Below are 16936 nucleotides of genomic sequence, written 5' to 3' on the forward strand. Positions count from 1 at the left end.
GGCGCCGCGCACACCGCCGACGTGCGCCATCCGCGGGGACGACGCCCGGGACGCCCCGGTCACCGCTCCCCCGGCGACCAGGCGCTCTCGTGCCGCACCCCGGCCCGGTCCCCCCAGACGTCCCGGACCAGCGCCACGCACAGCGCCAGCAGGATCACCGTGAAGGGCACGGCCGCGACCACCGCGGCGTCCCGCAGGCTGCCCGGCCCGCCGGCCAGCAGCAGCACCGCGGCGAAGGCGGCCGCGAAGGACCACATCAGCCGCAGCGGCCGCGGCGGGCGCATCGACCCGCCGGAGGTCGCCGAGCCGAGCATGAAGGAGGCCGAGTCCGCCGAGGTGATGAAGAGCAGCGCCAGCACCGGCACGAGCAGACCCAGCGCCAGCCCGCTCAGCGGCAGGGTGCCCAGGACCTCCAGCGTGGCCACCGACTTGTACTCGGCCGCGACCTCGGCGACATCGGTGGCCCCGGTCCGCTCCCGCTGCAGCGCGGTCCCGCCGAGCACCGAGAACCACGCCACGGTGACCAGCCCGGGCACGCCGACCGCCCCGAGCACCAGGCCCCGGATCGTCCGCCCGTGCGAGATCCGGGCAAGGAACGTCCCGACGAAGGGCGCCCAGGCGATCCACCACGCCCAGAAGAAGTGGGTCCACTCCCGCTGCCACGCCTGGCCGGCCTCGCCCCCTTCGGTGCCCAGGCTCATCGGTACCAGATGCCGGACGTAGTCGGCGACCCCGGTACCGGCCGTGCCGAGGATCTCCCGGGTCGGTCCGAGCACGAGCACCAGGACGAGCAGCACCGCGCAGAGCGCGAGGTTGGCCAGGCTGAGCAGCCGGATCCCGCGGCCCAGCCCGGTCATCGCCGAGATCGTGCTCACCGTCATCAGCCCGACGATGATCGCCACCTTGGTCCCGTACGAGTCCGGCACCGCGTGGGTGTGCTCCAGCGCCGCGTTGAGCTCGCGGGTGCCCAGGCCGAGGCTGGTGGCGACGCCGAAGAGGATGGCGATCACCGAGAGGATGTCCACCACCGTGCCCAGCGGCCCGTCCGCGTGCCGACCGAGCAGCGGGCGCAGCGCGTCGCTGATGAGCACGGTCCGGCCCCGCCGGTAGCTGGCGTAGCCGACCGCGGCATAGAGCGCCCAGGCGTGGACGCCCCAGAAGAGGAACGACCAACGCATCCCGTCGCGGGCCGCGGCCTCGCTGCCCGGGGCCGCCTGCCCGGCCGGCGGCTCGACGGTGTGGATCAGCGGCTCGGCGGTCCCCCAGAAGAGGAAGCTCAGGCCCACCCCGGCGCTGAGCAGCATGGCCAGCCAGGAGAGCGCCCCGAACTCCGGCCGCGAGTCCGGCTCGCCGAGCCGGATCCGCCCCAGCGGGCTGATCGCCAGGCCGAGCACGACGAGCAGCACGACGAGCACGGTCAGCGGGTAGACCGGCCCGAGCCGCTCGACGACACCCTCCCGGATGCCCCCGACGGTGTCGGCGACCGTCTCCGGGGAGAGCACCCCGACGAGCACGAAGGTGAGCGAGAAGGTCACCGAGACCCAGAAGACCGCCCCGAGCCGCGGCCGGGCCGCCGACGGCTCGGGCGGGGCGCTGGTCATGCTCCGTCAGCCTAGCCAGCACCTGATCGGTTCTCGGCGGACGCACAGCCTCCCCGTGCGAGACTGAGCCGATGCCTACTCTCCTGCTCGGCCCCCTCGTGCGCAGCGTCGAGGCCACCTCGGCCGCGGTGTGGGTGGAGACCGACACCGCCTGCCAGGTGCGCGTCACCGCCGGCGACGTCGAGGCCGTCGCCCCCACCTTCGCCGTGCACGGCCACCACTACGCCCTCGTGATCGTCGACGGCCTGCCCACCGGCGAGGCCACGCCCTACCAGGTGCACCTCGACGAGACCGGCGTGTGGCCGCTGCCGGACTCCCCCTTCCCGCCGTCGGTGCTGGCGACGATGGACCCGGAGAAGCCGCTGCGGCTGGCCTTCGGCTCGTGCCGCACCAGCGTCCCGCACGACGCGGAGGGCAACGCCACCCACGGGGTGGACGCGCTGCGCGCCTACGCGCTGCGGATGGCCGGGCTGAGCCGCTCCGACCAGGACCCGGAGGGGCAGCAGGTGCGCTGGCCGGACATGGTGCTCTTCCTCGGCGACCAGGTCTACGCCGACGAGACCACCGAGCCGATGCGCGAGTTCATCGCCTCCCGACGGTCGCTGGACGAGCCGCCGTGGGACGAGCTGAAGGACTACGACGAGTACGCCCACCTCTACAAGATCGCCTGGTCCGACCCGGCGATCCGGTGGCTGCTCTCCACGCTGCCGAGCGCGATGATCTTCGACGACCACGACGTGCGCGACGACTGGAACACCTCGCTCACCTGGCGCCGGCAGATGGAGGCCACCTCGTGGTGGCACGAGCGGATCGTCTCCGGGCTGGCCTCCTACTGGGTCTACCAGCACCTGGGCAACCTCACCGCCGCCGCCCGCGCCGGGGATGCGCTGTGGCAGCGGATCCAGGCCCAGGACGGTGCCGGCGAGCTCGACCTCGGGCCGGAGCTGGACGCCTTCGCCGACCGGGTCAACGAGGACCCCACCGCCTACCGCTTCAGCTACGTGCGCGACTTCGGCACCGAGGCGCGGCTCGTCGTCGTCGACAGCCGGGCCGCGCGGGTGCTCGAGCCGGGACGGCGCTCGATCGTCGACGACGTCGAGATGGCCTGGCTGGACGAGCAGCTGACCGGCGGCTTCGACCACCTGCTCATCGGCACCTCGCTGCCCTTCCTGTTGGCCCGCGGGCTGCACCACCTGGAGGCCTTCAACGAGGCGCTCGCCTCCGGGGTGTGGGGCGAGCGCGCCGCCCGGGTCGGCGAGAAATTGCGGCAGGCCGTGGACATGGAGCACTGGGCCGCCTTCCAGGACGGCTTCGCCGAGGTCAGCGACATGGTCGTGTCGGTGGCCTCCGGGGAGCGCGGCCCCGCGCCGGCGACGGTCACCTTCCTCTCCGGGGACGTGCACCACAGCTACGTCTCGGAGGCCACCCACAGCCGACGGCGCCAGAAGGAGGGAGCCGCGCCGCTGCGCAGCCGGGTCATCCAGGCGGTCTGCTCCCCGATCCGCAACCCGCTGCCGCGGGCGGTGCGCTTCGGCACCGCCTTCCTCTCCTACGGGGTGGCCGGGCCGATCGGTCGCGCCGCCTCGCTGTCCACCCGGGTGCGCAACCCGGTGCTCGGCTGGGAGTACCTGCGCGGGCCGTGGTTCGACAACAACCTGGCCACCCTCGAGGTGCACGGCCGCGACCTGCGGATGTGGTGGGCCCGGGGAGTGGTGCACGACGGCCAGCACGACCGGCCGCGCCTGGAGCAGGTCGCCGACATCACCGTCCGCGAGCAGGCGTCCCAGCACTCCCGCACCGGTCGGGAGGACGAGACGGGCGAGTCCGGCCAGCCCGGTACGGCGCAGCGGCAGGGTGCCACCAGCGGCTGACCCCGCCCCACGCCCTTCCGGCCAGCGGCTGACCAGCGCGGACGGTGCGCCACGGGCGGCGAGCCGGTAGCCTGGGGTCCGCGATCCTCGACGTCGACCCTTGGTCTCCGAGGCTCGCTCCCCTGGCACCCTGAGGAAGGCACCCGCGCATGGCGACGTCCCGTCACGCGTGGGTCGACGTCGCCAAGGCGATGTCGATCATCCTCGTCGTCGCCCACCACGGGCGCGGCGCGATGGCCACCATCGGTGTCGACGACCCGGCGGTGGACGCGACCGTGCGCTTCTTCACCGAGCTGCGGATGCCGCTCTTCTTCACCGCCTCCGGGCTCTTCGCGGCCAGCTGGGTGCGGCGCAGCTGGGGCGAGCTGGTCCAGGGCAAGCTGGCCCTGCTCATCTGGGTCTTCCTGCTGTGGCAGCCGGTGGTCATCGCCTACCAGGCGGCCAACATGCTGTGGATGGCGCAGCCGCCGCGCACCCCGGACGAGGGCCTGCTCTGGACGCTGATCACCGCGCCGCTGAAGCCGCGCGGCGAGGTGTGGTTCCTCTGGGCGCTGGTCTGGTACTTCGTGCTCGCCCGGGCCACCGCGCGGTGGCCGCGCGGGCTGGTGCTCGGGGCCGCCGCCGCGGTCTCGGTGGCCTGGGCGCTGATCTACCCGAACCTCCCGCTCGGGGTGCCGACGATGCTCGGCGTGTGGTCGGGGCTGCCGAAGTTCATCGTCTTCTTCGCCGCCGGCCTGGTGCTCTCGCCGCGGATCCTGACGTTCTTCGGGGGGCTGCGGCCGTTGCCGGCGCTCGCGCTGACGCTGCCCTGGGTGGCCGCGGTGCTGCTCCAGCGCAACCACGGCGGCGGCGAGGCGACGGCCCACCTGCTCATCGGGGTGCTCGGCGTCGTCGCCGGCTTCGCCATCGCCACCAGGCTGGCGTCGGTGGCCGGCCTCGCCCGGCTCGGCCAGCTCACCCTGCCGGTCTACGTCGCGCACACCGCGATGCTCACCGCCCTCGGGGTGCTCATCGCGAACACCCCGCTGCTCGGCCCGGCCCAGGCCAACCCCGCGATCACCATGCTGCTCGTCGTGCCGACCGCGATCCTGCTGTCGCTGCAGCTGCACACCTGGGCGACGTCCCGCCCGGTCGCGCGCTACGCCTACCTGCCTCCGCCGTGGTTCCTCGGCGCCGGGCGCTACGGCCGGGCAACGCGCACGCCAGCCTCCTCGTCGGGCGCGACCCAGCAGCTGACAGCAGCTCCGGCACGGCCCGAGTCCGATCCTCGCTGAGCGACGAGGCGCCGCTGCTGACGACCGTCCCGGCCGGGTCGCGGCGAGGCGGCACCAGGGGTCCGCAGCGGGACCCTTCCTCGGTGACGGCAGCACCTCCGTCACCGACCGCGCGGGTAGCATGGCCGTGCAGCGATCACTTGGGCCAGGAGGTGGGCGATGGACGCCATCCCTGGCCCCCACCGTTCCGCAGGCGGCCTGCTGCCGGTCGGCCGCGAGCGGTCGGACGCTGCGGCGAACAGGGCCAGGATCCTCGCGTCGGCAGCCGTGCTCAGTGACCAGCGTGGCCTCGCCAACCTCCGGATGGACGAGGTCGCCGAGCATGCCGGGGTCGGTGTCGGCACCATCTATCGTCGTTTCGGCGACCGCTCCGGACTCATCCTGGCCCTGGTCGATCACAGCGAGGTGGAGTTCCAGCAGGCCTTCCTCTTCGGTCCACCCCCGCTGGGACCTGGCGCCGATCCCCTGGCCCGGATCCGAGCCTTCGTCCGGGCATTCGTCGATCGCGTGGTCCTGCGCGGGGAGGCCCTGCTCGTCGCCGAGACCTCCGCGCCCTTCGGTCGGTTCAGCCGCGCGTACGGGCTGCATCACACGCATCTGGCATCGCAGATCGCCGCCGCTGATCCCGAGGCCGACGCGGCATGGCTCGCGGACGCGGTGCTCGCGGCCATGTCGGCGGAGCTGGTTCAGTACCAGCTGGACGAACGACGGTGGACGGCGGAACGTATCGTCGACGGCGTCCTGACGCTCGTGGCTGCCTCGGTGCGGACCACCTCGTGACGCGTTGACGAGACGGTCCGTCCTTCTCTGAGATCACGCATTGCGCCGCGGACCGGACGGTCACCTCACCATCACCGGAGCCAGCAGAGCCGCCTTCTCGACCACCCGACGGCCCTGGAACCGGGCGGCGGCCAGCGCGGCCTCGTCCGGTCGGCCGGTCGCACTGCTCCCGTACGGATTTCCTCCCGCGGGGAAGATGCAGTCATCGGTGTACCCGGGAGGTACGAGGATGCATCCCCAGTGGATGAAGACGTTGTAGAGCCCGAGCAGGGTCGACTCCTGGCCACCGTGCTGCTCCGCCGTGCTGACGAACCCTGACGCCACCTTGTCCGCGAGCCGACCCTCCTCCCAGATCCCACCAGTGGTGTCGATGAACTGCTTCAGCTGGCTCGCCATGACGCCGAACCGGGTCGGCGTCCCGAAGATCAGCGCGTCGGCCCACACGAGATCCTCGTGGCTCACCTCGGCGACGTCCTGGGTCGCCTGCGCATGGGCTGCCCATTCCGGGTTGGATGCGATGGCGGCCGGAGGCGCGAGCTCGGGGACTCGCCGGAGCCGCACCTCTGCTCCCGCCTCCTCCGCCCCGTCACGGATCGCTTGCGCCATCGCGTGCACGTTCCCGGTCGCGCTGTAGTAGACGATCGTCAGTCGAGCTGTCATGTCTCGGTCTCCTTGCGTCTCGGTCTGCCGATGATCGGCGCCACTATTGAAGCAAAGCGGAGTATGTTCCGCAACGGCCCGCTCCTGCGAAACACATGCAGCTGCATGTAAAGATGCCACGTGAGCGCCCTGCTCTCGATGAGCGAGCCCCTACTATTCGGAATATGTTCCGCGCAGGGCACCGCACCTCTGGTCGTCGGACCGCGACACCCAGGACCCGGCCATGAGCCCGGGGCCCGACCCGCTGGACCGGCCGGGGACGACCGGCACCCGACATGACGGTCCGATCGTCGCCCGCTTCGGGCCGGGCGACGGGGACCGCACGCCCGAGGCTGGCCGGTACCGGCTCGTCGTGGCACGGGCCTGCCCGTGGTCGCACCGGGCCGTGATCGCCCGTCGACTTCTCGGGCTCGAGAGCGCGATCTCGATGGCGGTCGTGCATCCCCTGCACGACGACGAGGTCGGCTGGAACTTCGGCCTCTACCCGGGTGGTCGTGATCCGGTGCTCGGGGTCAGCACCTTGCGTGAGGCGTACCAGGCGGCGCGACCCGGCTACTCGGGGGGCATCTCGGTGCCTGCGCTCGTGGACACGACCGACGGAACCGTCGTGACCAACGACCACCCGAGCCTGACCCTGGAGCTCAGCAGCAGCTGGCGACCGCTGCACCGCCCCCGTGCACCCGAGCTGCTGCCTACCGGTCGCGGGCACGAGATAGACGAGCTGCACGCCCTCATCGAACTCGTCGCCATCGCCCCGTACCGCGCTGGCTTCGCCGACGGGCAGAGAGAGCACGACGAGGCGGTCGCGCAGCTCTTCGCCGGCCTCGACACCGTGGAGGGCCGGCTCAGCCGACAGCGCTTCCTGCTCGGCGGGAGCCTCAGCGAGCCGGACCTCCGGCTGTGGCCGGTGCTGGTGCGCCTCGACCCCGTCTACCGACCCCTGTTCCGCTGCAGCTGGAAGGACCTCTCGCACGCCTACCCCGCGCTCTGGGGCTACGCCCGCGACCTCCTCCACCTCCCCGGTTTCGGGGACACCCTCGACCTGCGGGCGACCATGGAGCACTACTTCGGCCAGCTGCGGGCGCTCAACCCGAGCGGCGTCGTCCCACGGACCCCCGACCCGGGACCGTGGCTCGCGCCGCACGGCCGGGAGGCGCTCGGTGGGCACCCCTTCGGCGACGGTGAGCCGCCACCACCACCCGAGGCGCAGGAGCGGGTCACCAGCCCGTGGGTGCCGGACGGCCGGGAGACACAGCGATGAGCCTGGGACTCTCCCGGTCGATCCGCGGGTCGCGGGTGCTCGCCACCGTGCACCGGACGGCGAGGGTGGCCGATCCGCTCCGGGCAGGTCACCCGAGGCCGCCGTCCTTGCTCGCTCCCCTCGGCCCGAGCATCCGTTGACCCCGCAGCAGCCGAAGCGCTTCAATCTCCTGATGTCCCGCTCCCGCCTCGCCGAGGATGCCGCCCGAGCCGGCACCTCCTCTGCGGCGGTGACCCCGTTGCCGGCGCGAGCAGGGCGCGGCACCCAGGGGCACGAGCTGCTCTGGGGCGGCCTCGTCATGGGCGGCGTCATCAACCTCGCGACCTACCCGGTGCCGGTCGAGAACGGAGCCGTCCGTGTCGAGCACGACTGAGCTGCACCGCGGCCCGCGCGTCGTCGTCGTCGGTGGCGGCGAGTGCGGCGCCCGGGTCGCGCACGAGCTGGCGACCGGCGGGTGGCCAGGGTCGATCGTGCTGCTCGGCGAGGAGGACCGGCCGACGTACGAGCGGCCGCCGCTGTCGAAGGCCATGCTCGTGGACCCTGACCCGCAGCCGGTCGAGCCCTACCGCGACGGGCGGCTGGACCTGCCCGGGCTGACCGTGCGGCCCGGGGTGCAGGTGACCGCGGTGGACACGGCCGCTGGGACCGTGACCCTCGCCGACGGCGAGACCGTCGGCTACGACCGACTGGTGCTGGCCACCGGGGCGCGTCCGCGTCGGCTGGCGGACCTGCCCACCGAGGTGCCGGTGCTGCGCACCCTCGACGACGCCACCGCGCTGCGCGAAGCGCTGGAGGCGGCCCGAGGCACGGGCGGACGGCTGCTCGTCATCGGGGCCGGGCTGATCGGTCTCGAGGTGGCCGCCAGCGCGCGGACCCTGGGGGTCGAGGTCACCGTCGTCGAGGCCGCGGAGCGGGCGCTCTCCCGGGCGGTCCCCGAACCGGTCGCCGAGACGGTGCTGGCCCGCCACCGCGCCGAAGGGGTGGACCTGCGCCTGGCCACGACGGTCAGCTCGCTGGAGCGCTCCGGAGGTCGCTGGCGGGCTGCCCTGTCCGCCGGGACCGAGGTGGCGGCCGACGTCGTGGTGCAGGCGGTCGGCGCCCTCCCGGAGACCACGCTCGCCGAGCAGGCCGGGCTGGAGGTCGACGACGGCATCGTCGTGGACGCGCAGCTGCGCACCAGCGCCCCCGGGGTCTGGGCGGCCGGGGACTGCTGCCGGGCCACGGTGCCGGTGGCCGGGCGAGCGGTGCGGCTGGAGTCGTGGCGGATGGCCCACGACCAGGCGGTCGCCGTGGCGGCGTCGCTGCTGGCCGGTCTGCTCGCGGCCGGCGCCTCGACGGGCACGGACGCCTCGGCGGGCACCGGTGGCTCGCCGGGCGCGGACGGCACGGCGGGAGGCGGTGCGGAGCCGGCCGGTCTGCAGGCGGTGCCGTGGTTCTGGTCCGACCAGTACGACCTGACCCTGCAGGTCTCCGGTCTCGCCGACCTCGCCGAGCGCTGGGTGACCCGGCCCCGCCCGGACGGCACCGAGGTGCTGCTGGGTCTCGCGTCCGACGGTCGGCTGGTGTGCGCCGCAGGAGTCGGCCGGGCCCAGGTCGCCAAGGACGTGCGGATGGCCGAACGACTCATCGCCGCCGGCGCCCACCCGGACCCCGACGCCCTGGCCGACCCCGCCCTCCCCCTTCGCTCCCTCCTGACCTGACCGCCCCACCCACCTCCCCTTTATCGGGTAACCCGATAAAGGCTCCGTCCCTGGAGAAGGCTTCCCCAAGGAACGAGAGGTTCTCCGCACCCCCGACGCACCGCTCGCGAGATCCCCCGTCGCCCAGGTCTCCCCAGGCCGCTCCGCTCGTGCCAGGCTGGTCCGCGACAGCACCCGTCACCGCCGACGAAGGATGGCCCATGCCGACGATCCCGCCCATCGACATCGAGACCCACGGGCACGCCGGGCTGCTGCTCGGGTCGATGTGGGAGCCGCCGACCGCGCCGACCTGGATGGCCGTGCTCGTGCACGGCTACGGCGAGCACATCGGCCGCTACCAGTGGGTGGCCGACCGGCTCACCCACGACGGCGCGGTGGTCTACGGGCACGACCACGTCGGGCACGGGCGCAGCGTCGGCGAGCGGGTGATCGTCGAGGACTTCGAGCTGCTCGTCGACGACCTCGACCTGCTGGTCCGCCGCGCGCACGAGGAGCACCCGGACCTGCCGCTGGTGCTCGTCGGGCACTCGATGGGCGGGCTGATCGCCGCGCGCTACACCCAGCGGCACCCGGACCTGCTCACCGCGACCGTGCTCTCCGGTCCGGTGCTGGGCCGATGGCCGCAGATCACCGACCTGCTGCAGCACGAGGAGATCCCCGACGTGCCGATCTCGCCGAGCTCGCTGAGCCGCGACGAGGACGTCGGCGAGGCCTACGCCCGGGACGAGCTCGTCTGGCACGGACCGCTGCAGCGTCCCACGATCGAGGCCTTCGCCGCCGAGCTGACGACGGTCAACGAGGGCGGACGGCTGACCGTGCCGACGCTGTGGATGCACGGCGAGGACGACCGGCTCGTGCCGATCGACGGCTCTCGCTACGGCTGGGAGCAGATCGCCGCCAGCGACGGACGCGCGATCAGCTATCCCGAGGCCCGGCACGAGATCTTCCACGAGACCAACCGGGACGAGGTGCTCGACGACCTGCTCGCCTTCGTCCACGAGCACGTGTAGACCGGAAGCGTCCGGGACGCCGATCCGGCCGGCCTCTCGGGCGAGCCACACACCCCGTGGACAGTCGGTCCGAGGATCACGCGTTCACGTGATGCGGACCGCTCGGGGGCGAGCACTTGCTGAGCCGGTCAGCAGCGCTCGCTCGAGGAAGGCCGAACGATGCAGGGGTCTGTCAGAACGACCGCCGACGACGGCACCCACCCCGACCTCAGGTCCGTGCCATCGAGCATCCTCGTCGTCGGCGGGACGGGCATGCTCGCGCCTGCCGTGGCGGCCCTGTCTGGCACCGGCCGGACGGTTCTCCTGGCATCACGCCATGCGTCCCGCTCGCGAGTGGCCGACATCCGTGGTGTCGTCCCGGTCGACGCTGACTGGACCGATGCGACCACCTTCGCTCGGGCCGTCGGCGAGACGGCGCGCTCCAGCGAGCCGGTCGGGGCCGCGCTCGTATGGGTCCACCTGCCCCACCGCAACCCTGTCGTCCAGGCCCTCGGAGCGATCCTCCCCCCTGCTGCCTACATCGTGCGCCTGTGGGGCAGCGGCAGCGGACGGCCCCGAGAGGACGCCGCGGCAGCGCCACGCCCGGACGCTCGCGAGATGCGTGACGTCTTCCTCGGGAGCATGCCCGACGGCCACGGGCGACGATGGCTCACACATGACGAGATCTCCCGTGGCAGTCTCCGCGCCCTGACCGAGGACGCGCCGCAGCAGGTGATCGGAGAGCTGCCGTCATGACGCCGACGGTCATCCCCCACCGACCACAGCCCTGAAATGCCTGACCGTCGAAACCGATGCGTCTCGCGTGACCGCCTGGATGGCACAGATCAGCGGGCGCCCGGCCAGCTCACCTGCCGAGGTTCTGGGCCCGCGGAAGAGGCTGTGCCTCCACTCGCCGAAGGAGAAGTAGGCGACCGGTCACGACAGCACCGGTCCTGCCTCGTCCGCGCCCCGACGCAGCTCGTGCTGCAGCGCGGCGAGCTCCTGACCGCCGGCCATCTGCGCGGTCAGCTCCTCGAGGGTGATCTCCTCGCGGGCCGCGTCCAGGGTGACCCGGCCGAGGGTGAGCACGACGAAGTGGCTCCCGACGAGGTAGGCGTGGTGCGGGTTGTGGGTGATGAGCACGACCCCGAGCCCGGCGTCCCGGGCGCGGGCGATGTAGCGCAGCACCACCCCGGACTGGCGCACGCCGAGGGCGGCGGTCGGCTCGTCGAGGATGATCACCGAGGCACCGAAGTAGATCGCCCGGGCGATCGCCACGCACTGCTTCTGCCCCCCGGACAGGCCGCCCACCGGACGGTCCAGGTCGCCCACCTCGATGCCCATCGAGCGCAGCTCCTCCTCCGCGATCCGGCGCATCGCGGCCCGGTCGAGGAAGGGGCCGCGGCGCAGCTCGTGACCCATGAAGAAGTTGCGCCAGACCGACATCAGCGGGGCCAGCGCGAGGTCCTGGTGGACCGTGGCGATCCCGAGCGCCTGCGCCGCCCGCGGCGAGCCGAGCCGCCGCTCCTGGCCGTGCACCTCGAGGGTGCCGGCGCTGTGCTCGTGCAGCCCGGCCATGATCTTGATCAGGGTGGACTTGCCGGCGCCGTTGTCACCGAGCACGCAGGTCACCTCGCCGGCCCGCACCTGCAGGTCCACCCCGCGCAGCGCGTGCACCGAGCCGTAGGACTTGCCGACGTCGCGCAGGTCGACGAGCACCTCGTGCTCCGCGTCGCCGTGCTGCACGTGATCCGCGCGGCCGTGCTCCGCGCCGCCGTGCTCCCCGACGCCCACCTCGTCGGCCGACGCCTCCTCGGCCACCGTGTCTTCCGGCCCGGCTCCCGCCGGGCCACCCGCCGCCGTGCTCATCGCGCCTCCGCCTTCCGCCGCACCCAGAGGTTGACCAGCGTCGCCAGCAGCAGCATCACGCCGAGGAAGGTGTAGAACCAGTCGACGTTCCACCCGGCGTAGCTGATCCCCATCTGGGTCATGCCGAAGACCAGCGCCCCCAGCGCCGCCCCGACCACCGAGCCGTAGCCGCCGGTGAGCAGGCAGCCGCCGACCACCGCGGCGATGATGTAGATGAACTCGTTGCCGACCCCTTCGCCGGACTGCATCACCTGGTACTCGAAGAGCAGGTGCATGCCCAGCACCCAGGCGCAGAAGCCGACGGCCATGAAGAGCCCGATCTTCACCGCGCGGACCGGCACCCCGACCGCCCGGGCTGCCTCGGCGTCACCACCGACCGCGAAGATCCAGTTGCCCACCCGGGTCCGCTGCAGCACCACCGCGCCGAGCACGACGAGCACCAGCCAGTAGACGACCAGCGCCTTGATCGTCACCGGCCCCAGCTCCACGGACCAGGCGAAGACCGCCCGGGCCGCGTCGTAGCCCTCCATGTCGCTGATCGTCGGGGTGGAGACCTCGCCGCCGACCAGCCGCGTCACCGCGAGGTTGGCGCCCTGCAGCACGAAGAAGGTGCTCAGCGTGACGAGGAAGCTGGGCAGTCCGGTGCGCACCAGCAACCACCCGTTGAAGGCACCGACGGCCAGCGAGAAGGCCAGCGCGATGAGCACCCCCACCCAGACCTCGAGGTTGAGGTGCCAGGCGGTCAGCGCCGCGGTGATCCCGGAGGCGGTCGCCGCCACCCCGGTGGAGAGGTCGAACTCGCCGCCGACCATGAGCAGCGAGACCCCCACGGCCATGATCCCGATGGAGGCGGCGGCGTAGAGGATGGTGCCGAGGTTCGCCAGGTCACGGAAGCTCGGGGCGACGACGAGGAAGAGGGCGGCCACGGCCAGCGCACCGACGAGCGCCCCGGCCTCCGGGCGCGAGAAGAGCAGCCCGGCCCGGCCGCGCTCGGTGACCCGGTCGTCGACGTCGCCGGCCCCGGCCGCACCGTCACCGGACGTGGCGCCGGCGGCTCCGACCGGCCGCTCGACCTGCTCGCTGCTGGCCATCCGGCTCACTCCTGACGCAGCGCGGCCACGTCGTCGGCATCGACGAAGGCCGGCCCGGTGTAGGAGGGTTCGCCGCCGCCGAGGGTGGCGCCGCGGTTGACCTCGAGCCACAGCGCGTCCACCGCCTGGTAGCCCTGGACGTAGGGCTGCTGGTCCACGGCCCAGGCGATCTCGCCGTCCTCGATCGCGGTGAGCGCCTCGTCGTTGACGTCGAAGGTGGCCACCTCCGCCTCGCTGCCGGCCTCCTCGACCGCGCTCAGGGCGATCATGGCGAAGGGCGCCCCCAGGGTCACCACGTGGGTGATCTGCTCGTCCTCCTGCAGCCGGGCGGTGATCGTCGAGCGCACGTTGGCGGTGTCGGTCCCGGTGACGTAGACCTTCTCGGAGTCGTCGAAGGTGCTGGCCAGGCCGGCGCACCGGGCCTCGTGGCCGACGTTGCCCTGCTCGTGGATGACGCACAGGGTGCGGCCGGCGTCGTCCTGCGTGAGCCGCTCCCCGGCGGCCTCGCCGGCCAGCTCGTCGTCCTGGCCGAAGAACGAGGCGATGTCCATCTCCTGCCAGTCCTCCATGCCGGCGTTCAGCGCCACCACCGGGATACCGGCCTCGCGGGCCGCCGCCACCGCGGAGCGCATCGCCTCCGGCTTGGCCAGGGTGACCGCGATCCCGTCGACCTCCTTGTCCACGGCCTGCTGCACGAGGTTGGCCTGCTCGGCCCCGTCCGGGTCGGCGGTGTACTCCAGGTCGACGTTGTCCTTGCGCGCGGCCTCCTCGGCCCCGGAGCGCACCTGGTCCCAGAAGGTGTCGCCCGGTCCGGCGTGGGTGACCATGGCGACGGTCATCTCCGGGGTGTCCACGGTGCCGGCGCCCTCGCCCCCTTCGGTCGCCTGCCGCCCTCCGGTGGCCGAGCACGCGGCCAGCCCCACGGCAGCCACCACACTGCCCACGACGAGCGGGACCCGGCGGGTTCGGGACATCATCGGCCTGCCTCTCCGGCGGTCACGCCGGTCGTGACCACCCGGTGCGACCGGCTCGCGGCCGGGCACCGGCCCCATCCTCCCGTGCCGCGGCCCGCATCCGGCGAGGTGGTCGGCCAACACGCCGGTGGCGGGTCACCAGGGCTTCTCGACCGTGTCCTGCCCGCCGTCGCCCTGGCGCTGGCGCCGCTCCTGCTCCGAGGTGCCCTGGCCCTGCTGGTTGCGCTCCTGGAGCTCCTCCTGCTGGGGGTCGGTCTCCTCCTCGCCCTCTCCCTGCTGGTCCTGCTCCTCGTCGCCGTCCTCGCCCTCGTCGCCGTCCTGACCGTCCTGGTCGTCCTCCTCCTCGCCCTGGCCGGTCTGCTCCTGGAGCTTCTCCTGCTCCTCGCGCTGCTGCCGCCCGGCCTCGCCGTCGTTGCCGTCGTCGCTGCCGTCGAGGCACCCCTCGGGGCCCTCCTCGATGAGGGTCAGCGCCTCCTGGGCCAGCCGCTGCTCGGTGTCGGTGTCGCCCTGCTCGGCGGCGACGTCGGCCTGGGCGGAGATGTTGAGCACGAGGTTGGTGCGCACCGTGCAGTCGTCCTGCTCGTTGCCGGTCCGCTCCAGCGCGGTCTCCAGCAGGCTGCGGCCACCGGCCAGGTCGCCGTTCATCGACCGTCCGGTGCCCTCGACGAAGGGGGCGCGCCAGCGCTCCACGAGGTTCATCACCCCGAGGCTCTCGCCGGCGTCGATGACCCCGGCGCCGTCGTCGCCCTGGTGGGCGTCCTGGGCCTGGCCCATCTGCACCGGCAGCAGCAGCAGCCGGACGGCGAGCACGACGAGCACGATCGCCGGGAGCACGCTCCACAGGGTCAGCCGCTGCCGACGCCGCAGCCGCGGCTCCTGCGGGTCCCACAGCCACCTCATGACCTCGCCGCCTTCCGCAGCCGTGCCGAGTCCCGGTTCATCAGCCACACGTCGAGCCCGAGCAGCAGGATCGCCAGCAGCGCGCAGGCCCAGGCGACCGAGGTGTGGTGCTCGACCTCGTCGCCGGCCTCCTCGACGACCTGCCCGGGATCGGCCTCGGCCATCGCCGGCCCGATGTCGCCGCCGTCGCGGTGGACGTAGGGCACCCCCAGCTGGTCGGCGACCTGCCCCAGGGCGTCCTCGTCGATGACGCTGATCCCGACGTCGCCGTTGGCATCCTTGACGTCCTCGCCGGCGGAACCGTCGAGCTCGGTCCGGGCCATCGGCCCGCCCTCGGCGGTGCCGTAGCCGAGCACCGCGCCACCGTCGACGAGGTCGCCGACGTCGAAGGGCGCCGGCTCCTGGTTGGCGGTCTGCTCGCCGTCGCCGAGGTAGAAGACCACCCGCGCCCGGTTGGGGAAGCGCTCCTGCGAGCGCTCCAGCGCGGTGCGCAGGGTGTCCTGCGCGGCGGTGATCGACGAGCCGCCGGAGTACATGCTGATCTCCGGGGAGAGCGTCTCCATCGAGGTCTGCACCGCGGTGGTGTCGGTCGTCAGCGGCATCGTCACCCGGGACTGCTGGTCGAAGGTGATCACCGAGAAGCGGGCACCGGCCATCTCCTCGACGATCTTGTCCACGTCCTCGCGGTAGCCGTCGATGCGCGGCAGGTCGCCCTGGTGGTCCCGGGCGTTGGCCGAGGTGGTGGTGTCGACGACGAACCACACGTTGACGTCGGTGGCCGCGGTCCGGCTGGAGCCGCCGTAGAGCGCCGGGCCGAGCAGACCGAGGCACACCGCCAGGGCGGCGACGCCGCGCAGCGCCCAGCGCAGCCGGCGGGCGGGGTCGACGACCAGCCGCCAGATCACCAGGGCGGCCAGCGCCACCGCGATGAGCACGGTCAGCGGCCAGGGGATCAGCGGGTCGAGGGTCATCGGCGCCACCACCAGAGCAGGGGCAGGTAGACCAGCAGACCCAGCGCGGCCAGGGCCATCGGGACCGCCGGCCGGTCGGTGCGGATGTAGACCGGGTTGCTGTCCGGCAGCCGGGCCGCCTCCAGCCGCTCGATCTCGGCGGTGACGTCGGTGATGGCGTTGGCATCCTGCAGCCCCCACGCCCGGCCGCCGGTCTGCTCGGTCGCCTCGGCCAGCGGCGGGTGGTAGCGGCTGACCGGGTTCGGGTTGAGCGCGTAGACCCGCACGTCGTGCTCCTGGGCGTACTCCACCGCCTGGTCCATCGTGTAGATCCCCGAGCCCTGCACCTCGTTGTCGGTGCCGAGCAGCACCGCCCGCGGCCGCTCGTCGTCGAGCCGGTCGAAGTTGCCCACGCACGAGGCGAGCCCGTCCGGGACCAGCGAGGAGGCGAGGATGCGCTGGTTGTACGTGCCGGAGAAGGGGTCGTACTCGCCGGAGGAGCCGAAGAGCGAGAAGCCGTCGGCGTACCCCTCGAGCTGCTCGGCGACGAGATCGTAGTCGTCGGTCATCGGGAAGGCGGTCACCGCCTGGTTGTTGAAGAGCACCAGGCCGATCCGCTCACCCTGGAAGCCGCGGACGATCTCGGCGAAGCTGTTGAGGATCTCCTCGTCGGTGGAGATCATCGAGCCGGAGACGTCCAGGCAGAGCATGATGTCGCGCTTGTTCTTCTCCGGGTCCAGGGTCTCCCCGGTGGCCGGGCGTCCCGCCGCGACCGCCAGCGGCAGCAGCACCACCGCGAGCACCCCGAGCAGCACGCCGAGCCGCAGGCGCTGGCGACCCAGCGCCTGCCGGTAGGCCGGCAGCCTGGTCAGCCGTCGGGTGTTGGCCACCAGCACCGGGTCCCTGCTGGACAGCCCGGAGCCGACCCGCCACCAGGCGAGCGCGGCGACGGCCAGCACGGCCAGCACCAGCAGCAGCGAGAGCACCCACCAGGTCAGCCCGAATCCGCTCTCCAT

General features: G+C 72.9%; 16 protein-coding genes. 8 read left to right on the forward strand and 8 right to left on the reverse strand.

The window, feature by feature from the left end; genetic code table 11:
* Window positions 1–59: 59 nt before the first annotated feature.
* Window positions 60–1601, reverse strand: coding sequence for a BCCT family transporter (locus BJY28_RS04830; protein ID WP_179462000.1), 1542 nt, complete (start codon window positions 1599–1601; stop codon window positions 60–62).
* A 71-nt stretch (window positions 1602–1672) separates the two neighbouring features.
* Here BJY28_RS04830 and BJY28_RS04835 point away from each other — a divergent pair, with 71 nt between their 5' ends.
* The 3 genes from BJY28_RS04835 to BJY28_RS04845 all read left to right on the forward strand — a co-directional run bounded on the left by BJY28_RS04835 (window position 1673) and on the right by BJY28_RS04845 (window position 5526).
* Window positions 1673–3472 carry an alkaline phosphatase D family protein gene (locus BJY28_RS04835; protein WP_179462001.1) on the forward strand — a complete coding sequence of 600 codons (1800 nt, stop codon included), beginning with the start codon at window positions 1673–1675 and terminating at the stop codon, window positions 3470–3472.
* 149 nt (window positions 3473–3621) lie between these two features.
* Entirely contained in the window at window positions 3622–4746 is a 1125-nt protein-coding gene (locus BJY28_RS04840; RefSeq protein ID WP_179462002.1) for an acyltransferase family protein, read from the forward strand.
* Window positions 4747–4905: 159 nt separating this feature from the next.
* Window positions 4906–5526, forward strand: coding sequence for a TetR/AcrR family transcriptional regulator (locus BJY28_RS04845; RefSeq protein ID WP_179462003.1), 621 nt, complete (start codon window positions 4906–4908; stop codon window positions 5524–5526).
* A gap of 60 nt (window positions 5527–5586) precedes the next feature.
* Here the strand turns inward: BJY28_RS04845 and wrbA are convergent, their stop codons facing one another.
* Entirely contained in the window at window positions 5587–6186 is a 600-nt protein-coding gene (wrbA, locus tag BJY28_RS04850; RefSeq protein WP_179462004.1) for an NAD(P)H:quinone oxidoreductase, read from the reverse strand.
* A gap of 223 nt (window positions 6187–6409) precedes the next feature.
* Between wrbA and BJY28_RS04855 the strand changes: the two genes are divergently transcribed.
* From BJY28_RS04855 to BJY28_RS04875, 5 genes are all read left to right on the forward strand, one after another.
* Entirely contained in the window at window positions 6410–7447 is a 1038-nt protein-coding gene (locus BJY28_RS04855) for a glutathione S-transferase C-terminal domain-containing protein (protein ID WP_179462005.1), read from the forward strand.
* A gap of 172 nt (window positions 7448–7619) precedes the next feature.
* Window positions 7620–7820: a hypothetical protein gene (locus BJY28_RS04860; RefSeq protein WP_179462006.1), complete on the forward strand. Its 201-nt coding sequence runs from the start codon at window positions 7620–7622 to the stop codon at window positions 7818–7820.
* Window positions 7804–9147 carry an FAD-dependent oxidoreductase gene (locus BJY28_RS04865; protein WP_218875198.1) on the forward strand — a complete coding sequence of 448 codons (1344 nt, stop codon included), beginning with the start codon at window positions 7804–7806 and terminating at the stop codon, window positions 9145–9147. The genes BJY28_RS04860 and BJY28_RS04865 overlap by 17 nt, the downstream gene beginning before the upstream one ends.
* 200 nt (window positions 9148–9347) lie before the next feature.
* On the forward strand, window positions 9348–10157 hold the full coding sequence (locus BJY28_RS04870) for an alpha/beta hydrolase (RefSeq protein ID WP_179462007.1): 810 nt from the start codon (window positions 9348–9350) through the stop codon (window positions 10155–10157).
* Between the two features lie 333 nt (window positions 10158–10490).
* On the forward strand, window positions 10491–10892 hold the full coding sequence (locus BJY28_RS04875; protein WP_179462008.1) for a Rossmann-fold NAD(P)-binding domain-containing protein: 402 nt from the start codon (window positions 10491–10493) through the stop codon (window positions 10890–10892).
* 180 nt (window positions 10893–11072) lie between these two features.
* Here BJY28_RS04875 and BJY28_RS04880 read toward each other — a convergent pair whose 3' ends face one another.
* From BJY28_RS04880 to BJY28_RS04905, 6 genes are all read right to left on the reverse strand, one after another.
* Window positions 11073–12005, reverse strand: a complete 933-nt coding sequence (locus tag BJY28_RS04880; protein WP_179462009.1) for an ATP-binding cassette domain-containing protein — start codon at window positions 12003–12005, stop codon at window positions 11073–11075.
* Window positions 12002–13096 carry an ABC transporter permease gene (locus BJY28_RS04885; RefSeq protein WP_179462010.1) on the reverse strand — a complete coding sequence of 365 codons (1095 nt, stop codon included), beginning with the start codon at window positions 13094–13096 and terminating at the stop codon, window positions 12002–12004. Before BJY28_RS04885 ends, BJY28_RS04880 begins: the two co-directional genes overlap by 4 nt.
* A 5-nt stretch (window positions 13097–13101) precedes the next feature.
* A complete protein-coding gene (locus tag BJY28_RS04890) occupies window positions 13102–14073 on the reverse strand; it encodes a substrate-binding domain-containing protein (protein WP_179462011.1) in 972 nt (323 codons plus the stop codon).
* 132 nt (window positions 14074–14205) lie between these two features.
* The gene (locus BJY28_RS04895) at window positions 14206–14970 is read right to left on the reverse strand and encodes a hypothetical protein (RefSeq protein WP_179462012.1); all 765 of its coding nucleotides are present in this window, start codon (window positions 14968–14970) and stop codon (window positions 14206–14208) included.
* On the reverse strand, window positions 14967–15941 hold the full coding sequence (locus BJY28_RS04900; protein ID WP_179462013.1) for a vWA domain-containing protein: 975 nt from the start codon (window positions 15939–15941) through the stop codon (window positions 14967–14969). Before BJY28_RS04900 ends, BJY28_RS04895 begins: the two co-directional genes overlap by 4 nt.
* Window positions 15938–16936 (reverse strand): vWA domain-containing protein, encoded by a 999-nt coding sequence (locus BJY28_RS04905; protein ID WP_179462014.1) that lies wholly within the window; start codon window positions 16934–16936, stop codon window positions 15938–15940. Before BJY28_RS04905 ends, BJY28_RS04900 begins: the two co-directional genes overlap by 4 nt.

The organism is Janibacter alkaliphilus (assembly GCF_013408565.1).
GTDB lineage: Bacteria > Actinomycetota > Actinomycetes > Actinomycetales > Dermatophilaceae > Janibacter > Janibacter alkaliphilus.